Origin of the sequence: Leptothrix cholodnii SP-6, assembly GCF_000019785.1 — a bacterium.
Classification (GTDB): Bacteria; Pseudomonadota; Gammaproteobacteria; order Burkholderiales; family Burkholderiaceae_C; genus Sphaerotilus; species Sphaerotilus cholodnii.
Window position 1 is genome coordinate 3,124,921 of record NC_010524.1, and the last position, 22,228, is coordinate 3,147,148.

Sequence of the window (22,228 nt, forward strand, 5' to 3'; positions counted from 1 at the left end):
CAGGCCGCGCGTCAGCGCACCAGGCCGCGCTTGGCGCCGGCAATGAAGTCGAGCATCACGGCGATGTCGGCGTCGCTCTGTGCTTCGGCCTGCTGGCCGCGCAGGGCGCCGACCGCCTCGACGGCCTGTTCCAGCGTGAGCGAGTCGCGGTACAGCAGCTTGTGCATCTGGCGGATCACGCCGATGCGTTCGTTGCTGAAGCCGCGCCGACGCAGGCCGGTGAGGTTGACCGCACGCACGGTCAGCGGGTTGCCGTCGACCGTCATGTAGGGCGGCACGTCCTGCGAGACATGGCCCTGGAAGCCGATCATCGCGTGCGCGCCGATGTGCACGAACTGGTGCACGCCGCTCAGGCCGCCGATGGTGGCCCAGTCGCCCACGTGCACATGGCCGGCCAGCGTGGCGTTGTTGGCCAGCACGCAGTGGCTGCCCAGCCGCACGTCGTGGGCCAGGTGCACGTAGGCCATGATCCAGTTGTCGCTGCCGACACGGGTGACGCCGTCTTCCTTGCGGGTGCCGGTGTTGAAGGTACAGAACTCGCGCACGGTGTTGCGGTCGCCGATCACCAGCTCGGTGATCTCGCCGTCGTGGCTCATGTCCTGCGGCAGCGCGCCGATCGACGAGAACTGGAAGAAACGGTTGTCGACACCGATCGTCGTGCGACCCTCGATCACGCAGTGCGGGCCGATCGTCGTGCCGGCTCCGATGCGCACCTGAGGCCCGATGACCGCGTAGGCGCCAACGACGACCGAATCGGCCAGTTCGGCCGCAGGGTCGACGATCGCGGTGGGATGAATCTGCGCCATGGGATCGGGCCGCCTCAGGCGATCTTGCGCATCGTGCACATCAGCTCGGCCTCGGTGGCGAGCTCGCCGTTGACCGTGGCACGGGTCTGGTACTTGAAGATACCGCCCTTGGCGCGCACCAGGGTCGATTCGAGGATCAGCTGGTCACCCGGCTCGACCGGGCGCTTGAAGCGCGCGCCGTCGATGCCGACGAAATACACCACCGTGTCGTCGCCCGGGTCCTCGCCCATCGACGCGAACGACAGCAGCGCCGACGCCTGCGCCAGCGCCTCGAGGATCAGCACGCCCGGCATCACCGGCCGGTGCGGGAAGTGGCCCATGAAGAACGGCTCGTTGATGGTGACGTTCTTCAGCGCCTGGATGCGCTTGTTGAGCTCGAGTTCGACCACGCGGTCCACCAGCAGGATCGGGTAGCGGTGCGGCAGCTTCTTGAGGATCTGGTGGATGTCCATCACGGTCATGGGGAACTCTTCTTTTCAAGGGTGCGCAAACGGTCGCGCAAGGTATGCAATTGACGCAGGGTGGCGGCGTTCTTTTCCCAAGACGCGTTGTCGTCGATCGGGAACACGCCGCTGTATTGGCCGGGCTGCTTGATCGAGCGCATCACGACACTGGCCGCCGAGATGTGCACGCCGTCGGCCAGTTCGAGGTGGCCCAGAACGATGGCGCCGCCGCCGACGGTACAACCGCGGCCGATGCGCGCGCTGCCGGCCACGCCGGCACAGCCGGCCATCGCGCTGTGTGCGCCGATCTGCACGTTGTGGCCGATCTGGATCAGGTTGTCGAGCTTGACGCCCTCGCCGATCACGGTGTCGTCGAGCGCGCCACGATCGATGCAGGTGTTGGCGCCGATCTCGACGTCGTCGCCCACCACCACGCCGCCGAGCTGCTCGATCTTTTCCCAGCGGCCCTGGTGCGGCGCGAAGCCGAATCCGTCGGCGCCGATGACGACCCCGCCGTGCAGCAGGCAGCGCTGGCCCAGCCGCGTGCCGGGCATCAGCGTGACGTGCGGCGCCAGCCGGGTCTGTGCGCCGATCTGCACGCCCGCACCGATGTGGCACTGGCTCGCGATCACCACGCCGTCACCCAGTACCGCACCGGCCTCGATCACCGTGAGCGGGCCGACCGAGACGCCCTCACCCAGGCGCACATCGGCCGCCACCACCGCGGACGGGTGCACACCCGATGGCGGCGCGACACGCAACCGCGCCGCCCACCATTGCGTCAGGCGGGCGAAGTAGTGGTAAGGATCGGGCGTGACGATGGCCGCGCCGCGCTGGGCGGCGTCTTCGGCCAGCGCGGGTGCGACGATCACGCAGGCCGCGGCGGTCTGCGCCAGCTGGGCGCGATAACGCGCGTTGGAGACGAAGCTGATGGTCTCGGCGTCGGCGCTGGCGAGCGGGCCGATGCGGCGGATCACAAGCGACGGATCCCCCAGCAACTCACCGCCCAACGCCGCATGCAGTTCATGCAGAGCGGCTTGCATCACGGGCGTGAAACCGGCTGGGTTGGGATGCGTCGCGCAGCAGGTGGGCGCAGCGCTGTGGCCGCGCGGCTCACCGGGCAGCGGCGGGGGGAGCCGCGTTGAGCGCCTTGATCACCTTGTCGGTGATGTCGACCCGGGCACTCCAGTGCACCGCGTCCTGGATGATGAGGTCGTACTTTTCCTGTTCGGCGATCTGCTTGATCACCTTGTTGGCGCGTTCGACCACCGCCGCCAGCTCTTCGTTCTTGCGCTGGTTCAGGTCTTCCTGGAACTCGCGGCGCTTGCGCTGGATGTCGCGCTCCTGCTCGACCAGTTCGCGCTGCCGGCGACCGCGTTCGGTCTCGCCCAGCGTGGGCTGATCCTTCTGGAACCGGTCGTCGGCCGCCTTCAGCTTGGCGGCGGCTTCGTTGAGCTCCTTGTCGCGCCGGCTGAATTCGGTCTCCAGCTTGGCCTGCGCGGCCTTGGCAGGCAAGGCGTCACGCAGCACGCGGTCGCTGCTCACGAAACCGATCTTCAGCTCCTGGGCCTGAAGCACCGGGGCCGACAGCAGCAGGCTGGCCGCACTGGCCAGCGTCAAGAGCATGGACTTCATCATCAAAATGCGGTACCGATCTGGAACTGGAAGCGCTGAATTCTATCCGTACGCGCATAGCGCAAAGGGACACCCCAGCTCAGCTTGAGGGGACCGACCGGAGAGACCCACGACAGGCCCACGCCGGCCGAGACCCGGATGGGATTGGCCTCGGTATCGGCCATCGATTCACCCTCGCGCCAGACGTTGCCGGCATCGGTGTAGCCGAAGATGCGCAACGTGCGGTCGTTGCCGGTGCCGGGGAACGGCACGTAGAGCTCGGCGTTGAGGTTGAGCCGGCGATTTCCACCGATGTAGGCACCCGTCACGTCGACCGGGCCGAGCGAGTTCTGGTCGAAGGCCCGCACCGTGCCGAGGCCGCCGCCGTAGAAGTTCTTGTAGATCGGATAGGCACGCCCACCCAGCCCGCGGCCGATGCCGAACTCGCCGTTGAGTCCGAGCGTGAAGCGCTTGCTGAGCGGAAAGTACTGCTGATACTGGTAGTTGCTGCGCAGGTAGCGGGTGTCGCCGCCGATGCCCCACTCGAGATTCAGGCGCTGATAGCGGCCATCGTTGGGCACCAGTGCGCTGTCGCGGCCATCGCGCTGCCAGCCGAGCGTGAGCGGAACCGAGGTGCTGCTGTCACCGAACAGCGCACGCTGGCGGAAGAAGTTCTCCGGCAGCGCGTTGGCACCCTTGATGGTGGTGCGCTCGATGCCGATGCCGACAAACACCGTGTCGAGCTCGGAGAAGGGCACGCCGAAACGGATCGCCGCACCCGGCGTGACGAGCTGGTAGTCCTCGCCCTGGCTGTTGAGCGGCTTGGTGGTGCGGTAGAACACGTCGATGGCACGCGACACGCCGTCATCGGTGAAATAGGGATCGACCGTCGACACCACCAGCGAGCGCGCCGACTTGCTGGTGTTGAATTCGATGCCCAGGTAGTTGCCCGAGCCGAACACGTTCTCCTGCTTGACCGAGGCATTGAAGGCGAGCTTGTCGGCGCTAGAGAAGCTCGCCCCCAGCAGCAGGCTGCCGGTGGGTTTTTCCTTCACGCTGACGGTCAGGTCGACCTGGTCGAAGGTGCCGGGCACCTCGGTGGTCTCGATGTCGACTTCGCTGAAATACCCGAGCCGGTCGATCCGGTCGCGCGACAGCTTGATGCGCGCGCCGTCGTACCAGGCCGATTCGAACTGGCGCAGTTCGCGGCGGATCACTTCGTCGCGCGTGCGTGAATTGCCCGACACGTTGATGCGCCGCACGTAGACCCGGCGCGCCGGATCGGCGTTGAGCTGCACCTGCACGCGGCCGGTGTTGCGGTCGATCTGCGGCACCGCCTCGACCCGCGCGAAGGCGAAGCCGAACAGGCCGAAACGATCGGTGAAGGCCTTCTGGGTGTTCGTGACGGCCTCGGCGCGATACGGTTCGCCCGGCTGGATCGTCACCAGCGACTTGAACTCGTCGTCCTTGCCGAGGTAGTCGCCGCTCAGGCGGACCGCGGTGACGGTGTAGCGCTGGCCTTCGCGGATGTTGATCGTGATCGAGATGTTCTGCTTGTCGGGCGAGATCGCGACCTGGGTCGACTCGACCACGAACTCGAGGTAGCCGCGGTTGAGGTACCAGGCACGCAGGGTCTCGAGATCGGCATTGAGCTTGGCGCGCGAATAGCGATCGCTCTTGGTGTACCAGGTCATCAGGCCGCCGGCCGTCAGATCGAGCTCGGTGAGCAGCGTGTTCTCGGAGAACGCCTGGTTGCCGGTGATGCGGATCTCGTTGATGCGCGCCACGCCGCCTTCGGTGACGGCGAACGTCACGTTGACGCGGTTGCGTTCGACCGGCGTGATGGTGGTGACGACCTCGGCGCCGTAGAGGCTGCGTGTCAGGTACTGGCGCTTGAGCTCCTGCTCGGCGCGGTCGGCCAGGCCCTTGTCGAACGGCTGGCCTTCGCCGATGCCGATGTCCTTGAGCGCCTTGATGAGGGTCTCGCGGTCGAACTCCTTGGTGCCGGTGAAGTCGACGTTGGCGATGATCGCGCGCTCCTCGACCACCACCACCACCACCTGGCCGGTGACCTCGAGGCGCACGTCCTTGAACAGGCCGGTGGCGAACAGCGCGCGCAAGGCCGCCGAACCCTTGTCGTCGTTGTAGGTGTCGCCGACCCGGAACGGCAGCGAGGCAAACACGGTGCCCGCTTCAGTGCGCTGCAGGCCTTCGATGCGGATGTCCTTGAGCACGAAGGGCTGGACCGCCCAGGCCGGCAAGCTGACGCTGGCCGCACTGACCGCGATTGCAAGGACGAGGGGATGAAAACGAGGGTTGGAGGCGGGAAAGTGCATGCGATCAGTGCAGGCCCATCAGGCGGGCCACGTCGTTGTAGAGGGCGAGCGACATCATCATGAGGATGACCACCAGCCCACCTCGCTGCAGCCGCTCGATCCAGACATCCGGGATCGGGCGCCCGACCACCCCCTCGAACAGATAATACAAGAGGTGTCCGCCGTCGAGCATCGGCAGCGGCAGCAGGTTCAGCATGCCCAGGCTGACGCTGACGACCGCCAGAAAACCGAGGTAATAGGCGATGCCGAGCTCGGCCGACTGACCGGCAAATTCGGCGATCGTGAGCGGGCCGCTGAGGTTGCGCACCGAGGCGTCACCGGTCAGCATGCGGCCGAACATCTTGAGCGTCAGGGCCCCCATCTCGACGGTGCGATCGAGGCCACGCAGCAGGCCGTCGACCAGGCCGTGCTGCACAGGGTCCATCTGCACGCGCGCGCCCACCACCGCCTCGATGCGGCCGATGCGCTGGCCGCGGTCATCGACGATCGCCGGCGTCACGACGACCTCCATCGCCTGCCCCGCACGCTCGATGCGCCAGCGCTGGCTGCCGGGGGGCAGAGCCACCGCTTCGACCGGCAGATCCGGCGCCGACAGCTCCTGCGCCAGGGACGAGTCCGGCGCCGACGGTGTCGGGACGGGTGACGTGACCTCCTCGGCGGGCTTCTGCGCCTCGAGCGCCGCAGCCCGGATCGTGGCGCGCAGCGCCGCCGCATCGTTGACCGACTTGCCGTCGACGCTCAGCACCCGGTCGCCCGGTCGCAGTCCTGCGCGCGCTGCCGCTCCGCCAGCCACGACTTCGCCGAGCACCGGCTCGGCAAAGGGCGCGCCCAGGCCGATGCGGCGCATCAGGCCGGGATCGGCATCGGTGGCATCGAGTTCGGACAGCGGCAGGCTCACCGAATCGATCCCGGTGCCGCCCGAACGCCGCAGCTCGAGGCGAACATCCTGGCCGTTGAGGGCAGCACGGGTGAGCTGCCACCGCAGGTCGGTCAGCGACAGCACCTCGTCCCAGTCGGCGTCAGGCCCGACCGCCATGCGCAGCACGTGGTCGCCGGCACGCACACCGGCACGCTCGGCCTGGCTGCCGGCGATCGGCGTGCTCAGCAAGGCACGTGGTTCGTCGGTGCCGATCCAGCTTGCCGCGGCGTAGAGCATCACGGCGAGGATCAGATTGGCCAGCGGGCCGGCGGCGACGATGGCGGTGCGCTGCCACAAGGCCTTGCGGTTGAACGACTGATCGAGCTGGTCCGGCGGCACGGGCGCCTCGCGCTCGTCGAGCATCTTCACGTAGCCGCCCAGCGGCAGCATGCCGATCACCCACTCGGTATCGCCGGACTGGCGCCGCCACAGCGGGCGGCCAAAGCCGATCGAGAAGCGCAGCACCTTCACGCCGCAGGCCCGAGCGACCCGGTAATGGCCCCACTCGTGGGCCACGATCAGCACCGCCAGCGTGATCAGGAAAAACAGCAGACTGTTCATGCGTACTCAGATTCTTCCGGTGCGGATCAGTTCGCCCGCGAGCGACCGGGCACGCCCGTCGAGCGCCAGCAGACCCTCGACCGATGCAGCCGCGTCGGCCGGGACGGCCAGGCGCTCGAGCACGGTCGCATTCAGGCGGGCGATCTGGTCGAAGCGCAACCGGCGGTTCAGGAAGGCATCCACCGCGATCTCGTTGGCAGCGTTGAGCACCGTGGTGCTGCCTTCACGCGATTCGAGCGCCTGCCAGGCCAGTTGCAGGCCGGGATAACGCTGCGCGTCGGCCGGCTCGAAGGTCAGGTTGGCAAGGCCGAGGAAATCGAGCTGCGACGCGCCCGACTCGATGCGCTCGGGCCAGGCCAGGCCGTAGGCGATCGGCACCCGCATGTCGGGCGTGCCCAGTTGCGCCAGCACCGAGGCGTCGCGGCACACCACCATCGAGTGGATGATGCTCTGCGGATGGATCACCACCCGCACCTGCCGCGGCGTCAGGTCGAACAGCCAGCGCGCCTCGATGACCTCGAGCGCCTTGTTCATCATCGTGGCCGAATCGACCGAGATCTTGCGGCCCATCACCCAGTTCGGGTGAGCGCATGCCTGTTCGGGCGTGACCTCGGCCAGCGTCGCCGGATCACGGCTGCGGAACGGTCCGCCCGAGGCGGTCAGCACGATGTGGTCGATGCGCTGCGGCCAGGTACGACGGTCTTCGGGCAGGCACTGGAAGATCGCCGAATGTTCGCTGTCGATCGGCAGCAGCGTGGCACCGCCCTCGCGCACCGCCTGCATGAACAGGGCGCCGCCGACCACGATGGCCTCCTTGTTGGCCAGCAGCAGGCGCTTGCCGGCACGCGCCGCGGCCAGGCACGGCGCCAGGCCGGCGGCACCGACGATGGCGGCCATCACGGTGTCGACCTGGTCGTGACCGGCCACCTGCACCAGCGCGTCGGCACCGTGCAGCACCTCGGTGCCCAAGCCGGCTGCACGCAGGCGCTGCGAGAGATCGAGAGCCTGCGCGGCGGTCGCCATCACGGCCCAGCGCGGGCGCCATTGCAGGCACTGCGCGGCCAGTTCGTCGACCCGGCTGTGGGCGGTCAGCGCGACCACCTCGAAGCGGTCGGGATGGCGCGACAGCACGTCGAGCGTGCTGGTGCCGATCGAGCCGGTGGAGCCGAGGATGCAGACGCGTTGCCGCGCGGCGGGCTTGTGATCGAGGTTCATGTCAACACCAGCGCCAGGGCCAGGGGAAAGACCGACAGCAGCGCATCGATGCGATCGAGCACGCCGCCGTGGCCGGGCAGCAGCGCGCTGCTGTCCTTGGCACCGGCGCTGCGCTTGACGAGCGACTCGAACAGGTCGCCGACCACGCTCATCGCCGCCAGGAACAGGCAGCCGAGCAGCAGGCCGAGCCAGCCGGCGCGATCGAGCAGGACGGTGTAGAGGCTCGCGCTGTCGGTGCCGCCGGAGCGGTCGAACGCGATCCAGCCCAGCGCCAGCAGCACCACGCCCGCCATGCCCGTGTAGACCCCCGCCCAGCTCTTGCCCGGACTGATGGTGGGCGCCAACTTGCGTCGACCCCAGGCCCTGCCACCGAAATACGCCGCGATGTCCGCCGCCCACACCAGGCAGAAGACCGACATCAGGAAATTCAGGCCGCGCGCGTGGCTCTCGGCGATCGCCAACCACGCCAGCCACAGCAGCAGCACACCGCCGGCCATGCGCAGGCCACGCGGCGTCGCCGGCCATGCCGACACGCCCCGGCGCAGCGCCAGGGCACCGCCGAGCACCCACACCAGCAGCGCCAGCACCCAGACCACGCCAGGCGTGTAACCGATCCAGCCGGACCACCAGGCCCAGGCGGAGCCCAGAGCGACCAGCGCGCCGATCAGCCAGGCCCCCACTCCCGGCAACTGGTTCAGGCGCGACCATTCCCAGCCGGCCGCGCCGATCAGCACCAGCGTCAGCAGTGCAAACGGCCATGCCGCCTCGGCCATCAGGGCGGGCAGCAGGATCGACAGCAGGACCACTGCCGTGATGATTCGGGTCTTGAGCATGGGGGCCGATCAGCGGTCAGGCGCCAAGGCGATGCGCTGGCCGTCGGGCGTCACATCGGTCTTGACACGGCCGAAGCGGCGGTCGCGCGAGGCGTAGTCGGCCAGCGCTGCGTCGAGCGCACGCTCGTCGAAGTCGGGCCAGAGGCAATCGGTGAAATACAGCTCGGAATAAGCCGCCTGCCAGAGCAGGAAATTGGAGATCCGCACCTCACCGCCTGTGCGGATGAAGAAGTCGGGGTCCGGCGCGTACGCCAGCGACATGTGGCGCGACAGCGCCGCCTCGTCGATCTGATCGGCGGTGACCCCCGAGGCCACCAGCGCGCGGCAGGCCTGCACCACGTCCCAGCGGCCGCCGTAGTTGAACGCCACCGACACGGTGATGCGGCGGTTGTTCTCGGTCAGTCGCTCGGCCTCGTCCCAGGCGGTGCGCACCTTCTGCGACACCTCGGCACGGTCGCCGATGATGCGGATGCGCACGCCGTCCTCGGCCATGCGGGCGAGGTACTTCGAGACCGCCACCAGCACCAGGTTCATCAGCCCGGAGACCTCCTCCTGCGGCCGGTTCCAGTTTTCGGACGAAAACGCGAACACCGTCAGATGGCCGATGCCGCGATCGGCGCAGGCATTGATGATGCGGATCAGCGCATCGACACCGAACTTGTGGCCGACCACACGCGGCATCAGGCGCCGGTTGGCCCAGCGGCCGTTGCCATCCATGACGATGGCAACGTGGCGTGGCAGGGATGAGGTCAGATCGGTCACCTTGCTTGTCGTGCTGCTCATGCCATCAAGCCGGGCGCGCACTCAGACGGCCAGGATTTCGGCTTCCTTGCCATGCACCAGCCGGTCGATCTCGGCGATCACGCGGTCGGTCAGCTTCTGCACCTCGTCGACCGAGCGGCGCTCGTCGTCCTCGGAGATCAGCTTGTCCTTGAGCAGCTTCTTGGCCTGGTCGTTGGCATCGCGGCGCAGGTTGCGCACCGCCACCTTGGAGTCCTCGCCGGCATGGCGCACGACCTTGGTGAGTTCCTTGCGGCGCTCTTCGGTCAGGGCCGGCATCGGCACGCGGATCAGGTCGCCCATGCTCGACGGGTTCAGGCCGAGATCGGATTCGCGGATCGCCTTCTCGATCTTCTGCGCCATGCTCTTTTCCCACGGCTGGACGCTGATGGTGCGCGCATCGATCAGCGTGACGTTCGCCACCTGGCTGAGCGGCAGGTTCGAGCCGTAGTAGTCGACATGCACCTGGTCCAGGATGCCCGGATGGGCCCGGCCGGTGCGGATCTTCTGCAGTTCGTTCTTGAACGCTTCCACCGACTTGGCCATCTTGGCTTCAGCGTTCTTCTTGATCTCGGCGATGCTCATCACTCGGTTCCTTGCAATTCAATCTTCTAGCCGACTCGGGGGTCAGACGTGCACCAGCGTGCCCTCGTCCCCACCCATCACGACGCGCTTGAGCGCGCCCGGCTTGAAGATCGAGAACACCTTGAGCGGCAGCTTCTGGTCGCGGCACAGCGCGAAGGCGGTGGCATCGAGCACCTGCAGGTTCTTGATGATCGCCTCGTCGAAGGTCAGCGTCGGATAACGCGTGGCGGACGGGTCCTTCTTGGGGTCGGCGGTGTAGACGCCATCGACCTTGGTCGCCTTCAGCATGATCTGGGCGCCCATCTCGGCGCCGCGCAGGGCTGCGGCGGTGTCGGTGGTGAAGAACGGATTGCCCGTGCCACCGGCGAACACCACCACCTTGCCCTCTTCGAGGTACTGCAGCGCCTTCGGGCGCACATAGGGCTCGACCACCTGGTCGATGCTGATGGCCGACATCACGCGCGCGGTCATGCCTTCCTGGCGCATTGTGTCGGCCAGCGCCAGCGCGTTCATCACGGTCGCCAGCATGCCCATGTAATCGGCGGTGGCGCGGTCCATGCCCACCGAACCGCCGGCCACGCCGCGGAAGATGTTGCCCCCGCCGATCACCACCGCCACCTCGCAACCGAGCTGCGTCACCTCCTGGATCTCGCGCACCATGCGCACGATGGTCGCGCGGTTGATGCCATACGCGTCGTCGCCCATCAGGGCTTCTCCGGAAAGTTTCAGCAGGATTCGTTTGTAGGCCGGCATGCAGGATCCCTCAGGGGCAGTCAAAACAGATCGAGTTTAGGTCAAGCCAACCGCGCGGACACCGGAAGCCCGGGTCCGCGCCGCTGACTCACTGACCCTTGGCAGCAGCGACCTGAGCCGCCACTTCGGCCGCGAAGTCGTCCTGCTTCTTCTCGATGCCTTCGCCCACCACGTACATGGTGAAGCCCTTCACCGTGGTGCCGGCAGCCTTGAGCATCTGCTCGACCGTCTGCTTGTCGTTCTTGACGAAGGTCTGGTTGAACAGCGAGACCTCCTTCAGGAACTTCTGGATCGAGCCTTCGATGCGCTTGGCGACGATCTCGGCCGACTGCGCCGGCTTGCCGGCCGCTTCGGCGGCCTTGGCATCTTCGGCAGCCTTGCCGGCCGCAACGGCACGCTCTTTCTCGATCAGGTCGGCGGACACGTCGGCCGAGGTCAGCGAGACCGGCTTCATGGCGGCGATGTGCATCGCCACGTCCTTGGCGGCGACCGCGTCACCGCTGTACTCGACCATCACGCCGATGCGCACGCCGTGCAGGTAATGCGCGAGGCTGCCGCCGTCGCCATAACGCTTGAAGCGGCGGATCGCCAGGTTCTCGCCGATCTTGCCGATCAGGCCCTTGCGCACGTCCTCGACCGTCGGGCCGAAGTCTTCCATCGCCAGCGGCAGCGCCGACAGCGCAGCCACGTCGGCCGGGTTGTGCTCGACGACCAGATTGACACAGGCCTGCACGAAGGCCAGGAACGAGTCGTTCTTGGAGACGAAGTCGGTTTCGCAGTTGACTTCGATCAGGGCGCCGGTCGAGCCCGACACGGCCGAGGCGACGACGCCTTCGGCGGTCACGCGCGACGCGGCCTTGCTGGCCTTGTTGCCGAGCTTGACGCGCAGCAGCTCTTCGGCCTTTTCCATGTTGCCGTCGGCCTCGGTGAGGGCCTTCTTGCATTCCATCATCGGGGCGTCGGTCTTGGCGCGCAGGTCGCCCACCATCTTGGCAGTAATCGTGGCCATGTATTTCTCCTGTTCAGGCATGACGCGCACGGGTGCGGTCACGAAAAATCTTGAAAAAAAGGGGCTGAATCAGCCCCTTGCACAGCGAGCCGGGAAGACTCAGGCGGGGTCGCTGACCTCGACGAACTCGTCGCTGGCGCCGGCGGCAGCCTCGACCACTTCATTGAGCGAGTTGGCCTTGCCTTCGATGATCGCGTCGGCCATGACACGGGCGTACAGCGCAACCGCCTTGGCCGAGTCGTCGTTGCCGGGGATGACGTAGTCGATGCCGACCGGCGAGTGGTTGGTGTCGACCACGCCGATCACGGGGATGCCGAGCTTCTTGGCTTCGGCGATCGCGATCTTGTGGAAACCGACGTCGATCACGAACAGCGCGTCAGGCAGCGCGTTCATGTCCTGGATGCCGCCGATGTCCTTCTCGAGCTTGGCGATCTCGCGCTGGAACATCAGCGCTTCCTTCTTGATCGCGGGCTGGGTGCCGGCCTCGACCTGGGCCTGCATTTCCTTGAGCTTCTTCAGCGAACCCTTGACGGTCTTGAAGTTGGTCAGCATGCCGCCGAGCCAGCGGGTCTCGACGAACGGCATGCCCGCGCGTGCGGCTTCCATCGCCACGACGTCACGCGCCTGGCGCTTGGTGCCGACGAACAGGATGGTGCCGCGCTTGCCTGCGAGCTGGCGTGCGTACTTGGTCGCCTCGTTGAAGAGCGGAACCGTCTTCTCGAGGTTGATGATGTGGATCTTGTTGCGATGGCCGAAGATATACGGGGCCATCTTGGGGTTCCAGAAGCGGGTTTGGTGACCGAAGTGGACACCGGCTTCCAGCATTTCGCGCATCGTGAATGACATAAGCACTCCAAAGGTTGGATCTAGAATCCGGCTCGAATTGCTAACAGTGACAAAAGATGCAAAACCTTGCGAACAGGTTCGATCTTTTGCGGCGCAACACCTTCAGGCAGCCGGATTCGGACTAGGCTCTCCCGCCCGAACGTGGGCGGAAAAACCCGAAAAGTATAACAGCCGTGAACGTCACCGACCTGAGCGCACACACATCGCAGGTTCGGCAGCGCACCGTCCGTGCCGCCGACCTGATCGAAACCAGCCTGACCGCAGCCGCGGCACCCTCGGCAAGACACGCCTTCATGGCGGTCGACGCGGAAGGTTCGCGCCAGGCGGCCGCCGCGGCCGATCGAGCCCTCCTTGAAGGCCGCGACGCCGGCGTGCTGTGCGGCCTGGCGGTCAGCATCAAGGATCTGTTCGACGTCCAGGGCCAGCCCACCCGAGCCGGCTCGACCTGGCTCGGCGCCGATCAACCGGCCCGGGCCGATGCCCCCGCCGTGGCGCGCCTGCGCAAGGCCGGCGCAGCGCTCGTCGGACGCACGCAGATGACCGAGTTCGCCTTTTCGGGCGTGGGCATCAACCCGCACAGCGGCACGCCGGCCAATGCCGCGATGGCAGCGCTCGGGCGGCCCGATTGTGTGCCCGGCGGATCGACCTCCGGCGGCGCCGTGTCGGTCGCCTGCGGCGCGGCCTGGGCGGCACTCGGCAGCGACACCGGCGGCTCGATCCGCATTCCCGCGGCACTGCACGGCCTGGTCGGCTACAAGAACACCCAGGCCCTGACGCCGCTGCACGGCAGCGTGCCGCTGGCGCCCAGCATGGACACCGTCTGCGCCGTCACCCGCAGCGTGCGCGACGCCGTGCTGCTGCACCAGGTGCTGGCGCAGCGTCGCGTCGCCCTGGCCGGGCGGACGTTGTCGAACCTGCGGCTGGGCTGGATCCGCAACCACTTTCTGGACGGCCTCGATGCCGAGGTCGCACAGGCCTTCGAGGCCAGCCTCGGCACGCTCGCCGCGGCTGGCGTGCAGCTGAAGGAACTCCGCGTGGACGCCCTCGCCGAGCTGCCGGCGCTGACCGAACAGGGCGGCATCACCGCAGCCGAAGCCTGGGCCTGGCACGCGCCGCACCTGGCGGCGCACGGCCACGAATATGACCCGCGCGTGCTCGGGCGCATCCGCCGGGGTGCGTCGATCTCGGCCGAGCAGCTCGCTGCATTGCATCAACGCCGCCGCGCCTGGATCACGCGCATGGAAGCGGCGCTGGCCGACGTCGACCTCGTGCTCAGCCCCACCGTGCCGCTGATCGCCCCGGCGATGGCGCCGCTGCTGGCCAGCGACGACGAATTCTTCCGCGTCAACGCGCTGCTGCTGCGCAACCCCGCCGTCGTCAACCTGCTCGACGGCTGCGCGATCACGCTGCCTTGCCACACGCAAAGCCAGCCCCCCGTCGGGCTGATGCTGTGGGCGCCAGGCGGGCGTGACGATCTGCTGCTCGACGCCGCCGGCGCGGTCGAAGCCGCCTTGCAACCGCAGCGGGGCGCCTGATGCGCGTCGGGGTCGTCGGTGCCGGCATTGCCGGAGTCACCACCGCGTTCGAGCTGGCCGAAGCCGGCCACGAAGTGACCGTGTACGAGCGCTGCGATGCGGTCGCCGAGGCCGCCAGCTTCGCCCACGCCGGGCTGCTGACGGCCGGACTGGTGTCCCCGGCCGCAGCACCCGGCCTGCGTCGCTGGCTGCTGCGCGGACTGCGCCACCACGAGTCGGCGCTGCGCTGGCGCCCCGGCCTGGATCCGGCGCACTACCAGTGGCTGTGGCAATGGTGGCGCGCCAGCAGCAGCGGACACGCCGGCGACGTGCGCGCCATGACCGAGCTGGCGGTCATCAGCCTGCAGCGCCTCGACCAGCTCACCCGCGACCTCGGCCTCAGCCACGAGCGCAGCCGCGGCGTGCTGGTGCTGCTGCGCGACAGCCGCGAGCTCGCGCCCACCCACCGCCACGCCGGCATGCTGCGCGAGCTGGGCTGGGCAGTGAACGAGCTGACGCCGCAGGCCTGCCTGGAGATCGAGCCCCACCTCGGCCGTTCGCGCCTGGCCGGCGGCCTGCACCTGCCCGACGACGGTGTCGGCAACTGTCGCCAGATGACCCAGCAGCTGCGCGACCACGCCGAGCGGCGCCAGGGCGTGCAGTTCACGTTCGGCACCGAGGTCGGCGCCATCCGCACCGAGGGCCGACAGATCACCCTGCAGCTGCGCGCACGTGAGCGCGACGCTGCCACGCCCTCACGGCCCGGGCCCGTGCTGCGAAGCCGCGCCAGTGCGGCCCATCCGCCCGATACCGCCGAGGCCGACTTCGTGCCGACCCAGCCGCTCGACCGCGATCGTCAGGCAACCCACGATGCCGTGGTGCTGTGCAGCGGCGCCGACACGACACTGGTCCACCGGCACGCCCAGGCCCTGCCGATCCAGCCGGTCTGGGGTCACGCCGCCACCTTCCGCATCCATCCGGACGGTCAGGCGCTGCAATCGGCGGTGGTCGACGCCAGCGCGGGGGTGACGCTGTCACGGCTGGGCCCGCGGTTGCGCGTGACCGGCGGCTTCGAGCTCGGTGGCTCGCCGGGCCCGGCCGGCGAGGCCGCGCTGAGCCCGCTCTATGCCGCGCTGGACCGCTGGTTTCCGCATGCGACCGAGCGCCGGCAGGCGCAGATCTGGCGCGGCGCGCGGCCGATGCTGCCGCACGGCCCGCCGGTGATCGGGCCGAGCGCGACGCCGGGCGTCTGGCTCAACCTCGGCCACGGCGCCCACGGCTGGACACTGGCCTGCGGCAGCGCGCGCCTGCTGGCCGAACAGATCAGCGGCCGGCCCTGCTCGACCGATCCGGCGCCGTTTGCGGCCTCACGCTGGGCGCACCCATGAACCCGCCGTCCGACGTCATTCTCGACACCAACGCTGTACTCGACTGGCTGGTGTTCGCCGAACCCGCAGCCCAGCCGCTCGGCGACGCGGTACGCCGCGGCGCGCTGCGCTGGATCGCCACCCCCGACATGCGAGTCGAGCTGCACGACGTGCTCGGCCGGCTCCTGACCCACCCGCCACTGCAACGCTGGCAGGCCGCCCATGCGCCGGCGCACGCCGAAGTCGAGCGCTGGATCCGGTTGGTCGACACGCCCGCGCCGCTGTCGGCGGCGCTGCGCCTGCATTGCACCGACCCGGACGACCAGGGCTTCATCGACCTGGCGCTGGCCCGCCGCACGCCGTGGCTGGTCACCCGCGACCGCGCGCTGCTGCGCCTGGCTCGTGGCGCCCGGCCGCATGGCGTGGCGGTGCTGACGCCCGCCCAGTGGAGCGCCACGGCCGCCGCCGGGCTGGTCTGACGATGACGCCGCACCCGTTCGACGCCGCAAGCGCACCGCCCCGGTCGGTGCTGACCGGCCGCGACCGCTCGAACCTGCTGCTGCACGATGCCCGCCACGGCAGCGAGCTCGAGCGTCTGCACGCGCTGGCGCTGCCACCGCACACGCTGATGCAACGCGCCGGCCAGGCGCTGGCACGGCTGGCCATCGCGCTGGCGCCGCACAGTCGGCGGATCGAGATCGTCGCCGGCCCCGGCAACAACGGCGGCGACGGCTTCGAAGCCGCGGCCCTGTTGCAGCAGGCCGGCAAGACGGTTCGGGTCTGGTGGCTTGGCCAGCCCGATCGACAACCGGCCGATGCCGGCGCTGCGCGACTGCGGGCACTCGCCTTCGGCGTGCCGGTCGTGCCGATCGACGACACCGGCCAGACGCTGCTTCAGGACACCCTGAGCCGCTGCGATCACGGCACGCTGGTGATCGACGCCCTGCTCGGTCGCGGCCTGAACCGCGCCGCCGACGGACGGATCGCCGAACTGATCGCGACCATCAATGCGAGCGCCGCAGCCGTGCTGGCGGTCGATCTGCCGTCCGGGCTGAACGGCGACACCGGCAGCTGGCCACCGGCTCCGGCAGGCGGTGCGGCGGCGGTGATCGACGCCGACTGGACGCTCGCGCTGCTCAGCCCGGCGCCCGGACTGTTCACCGGCTCCGGCCGCGATCACGCCGGCGAGATCTGGTGGCACGACCTGGCGGTCGACCTGCAGGCCGTGCCGGCGCAGGCCGTGCTCGAGCGTGGCGCCGCCTTCGATGCGGTGGCGGTGCCGCGGCGCCACGCCCAGCACAAGGGCAGCTTCGGCGACGTGTGGGTGATCGGCGGCGCGGCATCGATGGCGGGCGCCGCGTGGCTGGCCGCACGCGCGGCGCTGCAGTGCGGCGCGGGGCGGGTCTATGTCGATCTGCTGGACGCCCGCTCGCGCCACGCCGACACGCTGCATCCCGAACTGATGCCGGGCGCCACGCCCGACGCGGCGCGGCTGGGCGCATCGACCGTGGTAGCCGGTTGCGGCGGCGGCACCGACATCGCCGCACGCCTGCCGTCGCTGCTGGCGCACGCCGCCCGCCTGGTGCTCGACGCCGATGCGCTCAATGCGATCGCCGCCGATCCGGCACTCGATCGAGCGTTGCGGGCGCGTGGCACGTCGGGCCGGCCCACCGTGATGACACCGCACCCGCTGGAGGCCGCACGGCTGCTCGGCTGCAGCGCCGCCGACGTGCAGCGCAACCGGTTCGAGGCCGCGCAGACCCTGGCCGATCGCTGGCAGGTCGTGGTCGTGCTCAAGGGATCGGGCTCGGTGATCGCCGCGCCAGGCGAGCTGCCGTCGATCAACGGCAGCGGCAACGCCGCACTGGCCACGCCCGGCAGCGGCGACGTGCTGGCCGGCTGCCTCGGCGGCCTGTGGAGCCGTCACGCCAGCACGCGCCGCGACGCAGCCTCGGGCCCGCATGCGGACTCGCTGCAAACCGCAAGGCAGGCCACGCTGGCGGCCTGCCACCTGCACGGCGCCACCGCCCAGGCGCTCAGCCCGCAGGCCGAAGCACTGCCCGCGGCACGCGTCGCCGAAGCGCTCGGCGACGAGCTGCGACGCATCGCCGCGGCACGCCGGGCCTGAGGGCAGACCCGGCGGCGGGCTCAACCGCGGCCGTTGCGCCTGGCCTTGGCCTTGCGCGCCTCGGCACCCGCGGCGCTCTTGCGTGGCGTCGCCGGCTTGCCGGTCGACTTGCCGCCGGCCTCCTTGCGGCCGGCACGGCGCACCTGGCGATCGGCGTCCTTGATGGCCGCCAGCTCGTCCTGCGCATTGGCATGGCGTTCACGCGGAGCTCGCGCCGTCGGCTGCGGCGCGGCGCCTTCGCGCACCATCCGGAAATCGATCTTGCGGCCGTCGAGATCGACGCGACTGACCTGCACCCGGATGCGCCCGCCCACCACGTAACGCACGCCGGTGCGCTCGCCACGCATTTCCTGGCGCGCCTCGTCATAGCGGAAATACTCGCCACCGAGTTCGGTGATGTGCACCAGGCCCTCGACGTAGAGCTCGTCCAGCTGCACGAACAGCCCGAAGCTGGTGACGGAACTGATCGTGCCGGCGTACTCCTCGCCGAGGCGATCGCGCATGAACTTGCACTTGAGCCAGGCCTCGACGTCGCGCGAGGCCTCGTCGGCACGCCGCTCGTTGGCGCTGCAGTGCGCGCCGGCGGCTTCCCAGGCGGCACTTTCATGGTGTGCGGCCGACACCGGTTTGCCGCGCCGGGTCTCGGCCGGCGCGGCATGGCCTTGCGGCAGCGTCAGGTGATAGCGCTTGTTGTGCAGCAGCGCCTTGATCACCCGGTGCACCAGCAGATCCGGATAGCGCCGGATCGGGCTGGTGAAGTGCGTGTAGGCGTCGTAGGCCAGGCCGAAGTGGCCGCTGTTGGTCGGCGTGTAGATCGCCTGCTGCATCGAACGCAGCAGCATCTGGTGGATCTGCGCGACGTCGGGCCGATCGCGCGTCTGCTGCGCGATCATCTGCAGCTCCGCCGGCTTGGGTTCTTCGCTCAGGACGAAACCGAGGCCCATGCTGCGCAGGTAGTTCTGCAGCGTGGTGCGTTTTTCGGGCGTCGGCCCCTCGTGCACGCGATAGACCGACGGATGTTTGCCGCCGTGGATGAAGTCGGCCGCGCAGACGTTGGCCGCCAGCATCGCCTCTTCGATCAGGCGGTGCGCCTCGGTGCGGGTGCGCGGCACGATCTTCTCGATGCGGCCGTTGTCGTCGCAGACGATCTGGGTCTCGGTGGTCTCGAAATCGACCGCCCCGCGCAGTGCGCGCTGCTTGAGCAAGGCGCGATAGATCTCGTGCAGGTGCACCAGATGAGGCACCAGTTCATGACGACGCTGCGCCTCGGGGCCGCGCGTGTTGGTCAGGATGGTCGCCACCTCGGTGTAGGTGAAGCGTGCATGCGACAGGATCACCGCCGGATAGAACTGGTAGGCGTGCACCTCGCCGCTGGCGTTGACCAGCATGTCGCACACCATCGACAGCCGCTCTTCGTCAGGGTTGAGCGAACACAGCCCGTTGGACAGCTTCTCGGGCAGCATGGGAATCACGCGCCGCGGGAAGTAGACCGAGGTCGCGCGCTCGTAGGCGTCGTCATCGAGCGGCTCGCCGGGCTTGACGTAATGGCTGACGTCGGCAATCGCCACCAGCAGGCGCCAGCCCTTGGTGCGACCGACCTTGGCCGGCTCGCAATAGACCGCGTCGTCGAAGTCGCGGGCATCTTCGCCGTCGATCGTGACCAGCGGCACATCGCGCAGGTCGATGCGGCCCTTGCAGTCGGCCGCCCGCACGCGGTCGGGCAGCTTGCCGGTCTGCGCCAGCGTCTCCGGCGAGAAACGATGCGGCACCTCGTACTTGCGCACCGCGATCTCGATCTCCATGCCGGGGTCGTCGATGTCACCCAGCACCTCGGTGATGCGGCCAACGGGCTGGGCATAGAGCGAGGGCGGCTCGACCAGTTCGACGGCCACCACCTGCCCGACTTCGGCCTTGGCCAACGCGTTCTTGGGAATCAGGATGTCCTGACCGTAGCGCTTGTCTTCCGGTGCCACCACCCACATGCCGTTTTCGTTGAGCAGCCGGCCGATGATCGGCGCGCGCTTGCGCTCGAGGATCTCGAGCACGCGGCCTTCCGGTCGACCCTTGCGATCCTGGCGTATGACGCGCACCTTGACCCGGTCGCGGTGCAGAACCGCCTTCATCTCCTGGGGTGCCAGATAGATGTCGGGCTCGCCACCACCTCGGATCACGAAGCCGTGCCCATCGCGGTGGCCTTGCACCGTGCCCTCGATTTCACTCATCAGTGTTGTAGTCAAACAATACCTCTTGCTTTTCTGTTTGAATGGATGCTACACTTTCTTTCTCGGTTGATTACAGCAGTTCAGCAATCAACCGGAAGAAAATCCTGAAAGCCCAGGTGGCGGAATTGGTAGACGCACTAGTTTCAGGTACTAGCGGGTAACTCCGTGGAGGTTCGAGTCCTCTCCTGGGCACCAAACTCAATAATGGCCAGCACATGCTGGCCATTATTGTTTGTGGCGGCGAGAAATGTGCCGCACAGAGCCACACACCCGGTTGTATCGATGATCGTGTGAGCTGAACGTCGTCGATCCGATCGACGACCCAATAAAAAAGCGGGCCACAGACGGCCCGCCTTCTGACGACGGCGTCTTCACGCCTCATCATCGTCCGTCAAACCGACAGCTTCTTCGCCAAGCCATCCGGACGAAGATCGTCGTACTCCTCGAACGGCTGGTGGATCCAGGGGCTGGTCGGAAGCATCTCGACAAAATAGTCCGGCGTGTAGGTCGACACGCCCTTGACCCACAGCACGGCCGAGCGCAGATCGCTGATCGCAGGCATGCCGCGCAGCCGATCGACGACGGCCCGCAACGTCACACCGGAATCGGCCAGGTCGTCGACGAGCAGCACCCGCCCGGCCAACTCGCCCTTGGGCATGGTGATGTACTTGGCCAGATCGAGTCGACCCTGGATCGTGCCGGCCTCGGCGCGATAGGAACTGGTCGACATGATCGCCAGGGGCTTGTCGAACACGCGCGACAACACGTCACCCGGGCGCATGCCACCACGCGCCAGGCAGATGATCTGATCGAAGGCCCAGCCCGAGTTGTGAACCTTGATGGCCAGGCGCTCGATCAGCAGGTGGTACTCGTCCCAGGAAACATAGAGATGTTTTCCGTCATCGGTCAGCATAGGGGGCTCCTCTTGGGCACGATCTTCAACGGTCAAACCTTGTACGGATGCCGCAGCAAGATGGTGTGGTCGCGATCCGGACCGGTCGACACCATGTCGATGGGCGCGCCGATGAACGCCTGCACACGCTCCAGGTAACGACGCGCATTGAGCGGCAGGTCGTCCCAGTTCGTCACGCCGAAAGTTGTCTCGGTCCAGCCCGGGAACGTTTCGTAGATCGGCTGGCAGGCAATGATGTCGTCGGCGTCGAGCGGCAGGATGTCGACCTTCGTGTCACCCAGGTCGTAGCCGATGCACATCTTGATCTCGGCGAGACCATCGAGCACATCCAGCTTGGTCAGGCACAGCCCCGAGATGCCGTTGATCAGGATCGAGCGCTTGAGTGCAGCCGCATCGAGCCAACCGCAACGGCGGGCACGGCCGGTGACCGTGCCACGCTCCTGGCCGACGGTCGACAGGTGATGGCCCACCGTGCCGGGCTCGTCCATCGGCAGCTCGGTCGGGAACGGGCCACTGCCGACGCGGGTGGTGTAGGCCTTCGTGATGCCCAGGATGTAATGCAGCTTGTCAGGCCCGACGCCGGAGCCCGCCGCCGCATTGCCGGCCACGCAATTGCTCGACGTGACATACGGGTAGGTGCCGTGATCGATGTCGAGCAGCGTGCCCTGCGCGCCTTCGAACAGGACACTGCCGCCCTGCACATTGACCGCATGGATGCGCACGCCCACGTCGGCCAGCATCGGCTTGATCTGCTCGGCCACCTTCATGGCGTGATCGAAGATCGGCTGGAACTCGAGCGGCTGGCCATGGAGGTATCCCTCCAGCACGAAGTTGTGCAGGGCCAGCAGTTCCGTCAGCTTGGCGGCGAAACGCTCGGGATGCTTGAGATCCTGGGCACGCAGCGCGCGACGAGCCACCTTGTCCTCGTAGGCGGGCCCGATGCCCTTGCCGGTGGTGCCGATCTTGCCGATGCCGCTGGACTCGCGCATCGCCTCGCGCGCACGGTCGACCTCGACGTGGAACGGCAGGATCAGGGGGCAGGACTCGCTGATGTAGAGGCGCGAACGCACCTCCAGACCAGCCGCCTCCAGGCGCTCGATCTCGAGCAGCAGGTGGGTCGGGTCGACCACCACGCCGTTGCCGATGTAGCAGTTCACGCCGGCCCGCATGATGCCCGAGGGGATCAGCTGCAGCGCAGTCTTCTTGCCATTGATCACCAGCGTGTGACCCGCGTTGTGGCCGCCCTGGAAGCGCACCACGGCTGCAGCATGGTCGGTCAGCCAGTCGACTACCTTGCCTTTGCCCTCGTCACCCCATTGGGTGCCGACCACGACCACATTCCGGCCCGACGCAGCACTGCGTGTATCCATCTCAAACATCCGAT

Annotated in this window: 20 protein-coding genes and 1 tRNA gene; 5 read left to right on the forward strand and 16 right to left on the reverse strand. The window is 68.1% G+C overall.

All coding sequences use genetic code 11. The annotated features are described in order from the left end of the window. Nucleotides 1-11: 11 nt before the first annotated feature. The 13 genes from lpxA to rpsB all read right to left on the reverse strand — a co-directional run bounded on the left by lpxA (nucleotide 12) and on the right by rpsB (nucleotide 12,700). The gene (gene lpxA, locus LCHO_RS14200) at nucleotides 12-806 is read right to left on the reverse strand and encodes an acyl-ACP--UDP-N-acetylglucosamine O-acyltransferase (protein WP_012347857.1); all 795 of its coding nucleotides are present in this window, start codon (nucleotides 804-806) and stop codon (nucleotides 12-14) included. A gap of 14 nt (nucleotides 807-820) precedes the next feature. After that, a complete protein-coding gene (fabZ, locus tag LCHO_RS14205) occupies nucleotides 821-1,261 on the reverse strand; it encodes a 3-hydroxyacyl-ACP dehydratase FabZ (protein WP_043705467.1) in 441 nt (146 codons plus the stop codon). 2 nt (nucleotides 1,262-1,263) lie between these two features. Then, complete coding sequence (lpxD, locus tag LCHO_RS14210; protein ID WP_012347859.1) at nucleotides 1,264-2,292, reverse strand: UDP-3-O-(3-hydroxymyristoyl)glucosamine N-acyltransferase; 1,029 nt, start codon at nucleotides 2,290-2,292, stop codon at nucleotides 1,264-1,266. A 70-nt stretch (nucleotides 2,293-2,362) separates the two neighbouring features. Beyond that, nucleotides 2,363-2,887: an OmpH/Skp family outer membrane protein gene (locus LCHO_RS14215; RefSeq protein WP_012347860.1), complete on the reverse strand. Its 525-nt coding sequence runs from the start codon at nucleotides 2,885-2,887 to the stop codon at nucleotides 2,363-2,365. Then, complete coding sequence (gene bamA / locus LCHO_RS14220; protein ID WP_012347861.1) at nucleotides 2,887-5,199, reverse strand: outer membrane protein assembly factor BamA; 2,313 nt, start codon at nucleotides 5,197-5,199, stop codon at nucleotides 2,887-2,889. The genes LCHO_RS14215 and bamA overlap by 1 nt, the downstream gene beginning before the upstream one ends. A gap of 4 nt (nucleotides 5,200-5,203) precedes the next feature. Further along, nucleotides 5,204-6,679, reverse strand: a complete 1,476-nt coding sequence (rseP, locus tag LCHO_RS14225; protein WP_012347862.1) for an RIP metalloprotease RseP — start codon at nucleotides 6,677-6,679, stop codon at nucleotides 5,204-5,206. Between the two features lie 6 nt (nucleotides 6,680-6,685). Further along, complete coding sequence (gene ispC, locus LCHO_RS14230) at nucleotides 6,686-7,894, reverse strand: 1-deoxy-D-xylulose-5-phosphate reductoisomerase (protein WP_012347863.1); 1,209 nt, start codon at nucleotides 7,892-7,894, stop codon at nucleotides 6,686-6,688. Next, complete coding sequence (locus LCHO_RS14235) at nucleotides 7,891-8,727, reverse strand: phosphatidate cytidylyltransferase (protein WP_012347864.1); 837 nt, start codon at nucleotides 8,725-8,727, stop codon at nucleotides 7,891-7,893. The genes ispC and LCHO_RS14235 overlap by 4 nt, the downstream gene beginning before the upstream one ends. Nucleotides 8,728-8,736: 9 nt before the next feature. Then, nucleotides 8,737-9,510 carry a polyprenyl diphosphate synthase gene (gene uppS, locus LCHO_RS14240; RefSeq protein WP_012347865.1) on the reverse strand — a complete coding sequence of 258 codons (774 nt, stop codon included), beginning with the start codon at nucleotides 9,508-9,510 and terminating at the stop codon, nucleotides 8,737-8,739. Nucleotides 9,511-9,531: 21 nt separating this feature from the next. Beyond that, entirely contained in the window at nucleotides 9,532-10,092 is a 561-nt protein-coding gene (gene frr, locus LCHO_RS14245; RefSeq protein ID WP_012347866.1) for a ribosome recycling factor, read from the reverse strand. A gap of 42 nt (nucleotides 10,093-10,134) precedes the next feature. After that, the gene (gene pyrH / locus LCHO_RS14250; RefSeq protein ID WP_012347867.1) at nucleotides 10,135-10,845 is read right to left on the reverse strand and encodes a UMP kinase; all 711 of its coding nucleotides are present in this window, start codon (nucleotides 10,843-10,845) and stop codon (nucleotides 10,135-10,137) included. 88 nt (nucleotides 10,846-10,933) lie between these two features. After that, nucleotides 10,934-11,854: a translation elongation factor Ts gene (tsf, locus tag LCHO_RS14255; RefSeq protein WP_012347868.1), complete on the reverse strand. Its 921-nt coding sequence runs from the start codon at nucleotides 11,852-11,854 to the stop codon at nucleotides 10,934-10,936. Between the two features lie 99 nt (nucleotides 11,855-11,953). Then, on the reverse strand, nucleotides 11,954-12,700 hold the full coding sequence (rpsB, locus tag LCHO_RS14260; RefSeq protein ID WP_012347869.1) for a 30S ribosomal protein S2: 747 nt from the start codon (nucleotides 12,698-12,700) through the stop codon (nucleotides 11,954-11,956). A gap of 173 nt (nucleotides 12,701-12,873) precedes the next feature. Here rpsB and LCHO_RS14265 point away from each other — a divergent pair, with 173 nt between their 5' ends. The 4 genes from LCHO_RS14265 to LCHO_RS14280 are packed head-to-tail and all read left to right on the forward strand — an operon-like array spanning nucleotide 12,874 to nucleotide 17,709. Further along, nucleotides 12,874-14,235, forward strand: a complete 1,362-nt coding sequence (locus tag LCHO_RS14265; protein ID WP_223210444.1) for an amidase — start codon at nucleotides 12,874-12,876, stop codon at nucleotides 14,233-14,235. Continuing rightward, nucleotides 14,235-15,602, forward strand: coding sequence for an FAD-dependent oxidoreductase (locus LCHO_RS14270; RefSeq protein ID WP_012347871.1), 1,368 nt, complete (start codon nucleotides 14,235-14,237; stop codon nucleotides 15,600-15,602). Before LCHO_RS14265 ends, LCHO_RS14270 begins: the two co-directional genes overlap by 1 nt. Then, nucleotides 15,599-16,060: a PIN domain-containing protein gene (locus tag LCHO_RS14275; RefSeq protein WP_012347872.1), complete on the forward strand. Its 462-nt coding sequence runs from the start codon at nucleotides 15,599-15,601 to the stop codon at nucleotides 16,058-16,060. The genes LCHO_RS14270 and LCHO_RS14275 overlap by 4 nt, the downstream gene beginning before the upstream one ends. 2 nt (nucleotides 16,061-16,062) lie before the next feature. Continuing rightward, nucleotides 16,063-17,709, forward strand: a complete 1,647-nt coding sequence (locus tag LCHO_RS14280) for a bifunctional ADP-dependent NAD(P)H-hydrate dehydratase/NAD(P)H-hydrate epimerase (RefSeq protein ID WP_012347873.1) — start codon at nucleotides 16,063-16,065, stop codon at nucleotides 17,707-17,709. A gap of 20 nt (nucleotides 17,710-17,729) precedes the next feature. Here LCHO_RS14280 and rnr read toward each other — a convergent pair whose 3' ends face one another. Beyond that, nucleotides 17,730-19,931 (reverse strand): ribonuclease R, encoded by a 2,202-nt coding sequence (gene rnr, locus LCHO_RS14285; RefSeq protein ID WP_012347874.1) that lies wholly within the window; start codon nucleotides 19,929-19,931, stop codon nucleotides 17,730-17,732. Between the two features lie 110 nt (nucleotides 19,932-20,041). Between rnr and LCHO_RS14290 the strand changes: the two genes are divergently transcribed. Then, nucleotides 20,042-20,126 (forward strand) — tRNA-Leu (locus tag LCHO_RS14290). 196 nt (nucleotides 20,127-20,322) lie between these two features. Here the strand turns inward: LCHO_RS14290 and LCHO_RS14295 are convergent. Together LCHO_RS14295 and LCHO_RS14300 are read right to left on the reverse strand one after the other, a co-directional pair. Continuing rightward, nucleotides 20,323-20,844: a phosphoribosyltransferase gene (locus LCHO_RS14295; protein WP_012347875.1), complete on the reverse strand. Its 522-nt coding sequence runs from the start codon at nucleotides 20,842-20,844 to the stop codon at nucleotides 20,323-20,325. A gap of 32 nt (nucleotides 20,845-20,876) precedes the next feature. After that, nucleotides 20,877-22,214, reverse strand: coding sequence for an adenylosuccinate synthase (locus LCHO_RS14300; protein WP_012347876.1), 1,338 nt, complete (start codon nucleotides 22,212-22,214; stop codon nucleotides 20,877-20,879). Between the last annotated feature and the right edge of the window lie 14 nt (nucleotides 22,215-22,228).

Coding starts and splice junctions, on each gene's coding strand:
- lpxA (WP_012347857.1), bottom strand. CDS start 806: ATGGCGCAGATTCATCCCACCGCGATCGTCGACCCTGCGGCCGAACTG.
- lpxD (WP_012347859.1), bottom strand. CDS start 2,292: ATGCAAGCCGCTCTGCATGAACTGCATGCGGCGTTGGGCGGTGAGTTG.
- LCHO_RS14215 (WP_012347860.1), bottom strand. CDS start 2,887: ATGATGAAGTCCATGCTCTTGACGCTGGCCAGTGCGGCCAGCCTGCTG.
- bamA (WP_012347861.1), bottom strand. CDS start 5,199: ATGCACTTTCCCGCCTCCAACCCTCGTTTTCATCCCCTCGTCCTTGCA.
- rseP (WP_012347862.1), bottom strand. CDS start 6,679: ATGAACAGTCTGCTGTTTTTCCTGATCACGCTGGCGGTGCTGATCGTG.
- ispC (WP_012347863.1), bottom strand. CDS start 7,894: ATGAACCTCGATCACAAGCCCGCCGCGCGGCAACGCGTCTGCATCCTC.
- LCHO_RS14235 (WP_012347864.1), bottom strand. CDS start 8,727: ATGCTCAAGACCCGAATCATCACGGCAGTGGTCCTGCTGTCGATCCTG.
- uppS (WP_012347865.1), bottom strand. CDS start 9,510: ATGAGCAGCACGACAAGCAAGGTGACCGATCTGACCTCATCCCTGCCA.
- frr (WP_012347866.1), bottom strand. CDS start 10,092: ATGAGCATCGCCGAGATCAAGAAGAACGCTGAAGCCAAGATGGCCAAG.
- pyrH (WP_012347867.1), bottom strand. CDS start 10,845: ATGCCGGCCTACAAACGAATCCTGCTGAAACTTTCCGGAGAAGCCCTG.
- tsf (WP_012347868.1), bottom strand. CDS start 11,854: ATGGCCACGATTACTGCCAAGATGGTGGGCGACCTGCGCGCCAAGACC.
- rpsB (WP_012347869.1), bottom strand. CDS start 12,700: ATGTCATTCACGATGCGCGAAATGCTGGAAGCCGGTGTCCACTTCGGT.
- LCHO_RS14270 (WP_012347871.1), top strand. CDS start 14,235: ATGCGCGTCGGGGTCGTCGGTGCCGGCATTGCCGGAGTCACCACCGCG.
- LCHO_RS14275 (WP_012347872.1), top strand. CDS start 15,599: ATGAACCCGCCGTCCGACGTCATTCTCGACACCAACGCTGTACTCGAC.
- LCHO_RS14280 (WP_012347873.1), top strand. CDS start 16,063: ATGACGCCGCACCCGTTCGACGCCGCAAGCGCACCGCCCCGGTCGGTG.
- rnr (WP_012347874.1), bottom strand. CDS start 19,931: ATGAGTGAAATCGAGGGCACGGTGCAAGGCCACCGCGATGGGCACGGC.
- LCHO_RS14295 (WP_012347875.1), bottom strand. CDS start 20,844: ATGCTGACCGATGACGGAAAACATCTCTATGTTTCCTGGGACGAGTAC.
- LCHO_RS14300 (WP_012347876.1), bottom strand. CDS start 22,214: ATGGATACACGCAGTGCTGCGTCGGGCCGGAATGTGGTCGTGGTCGGC.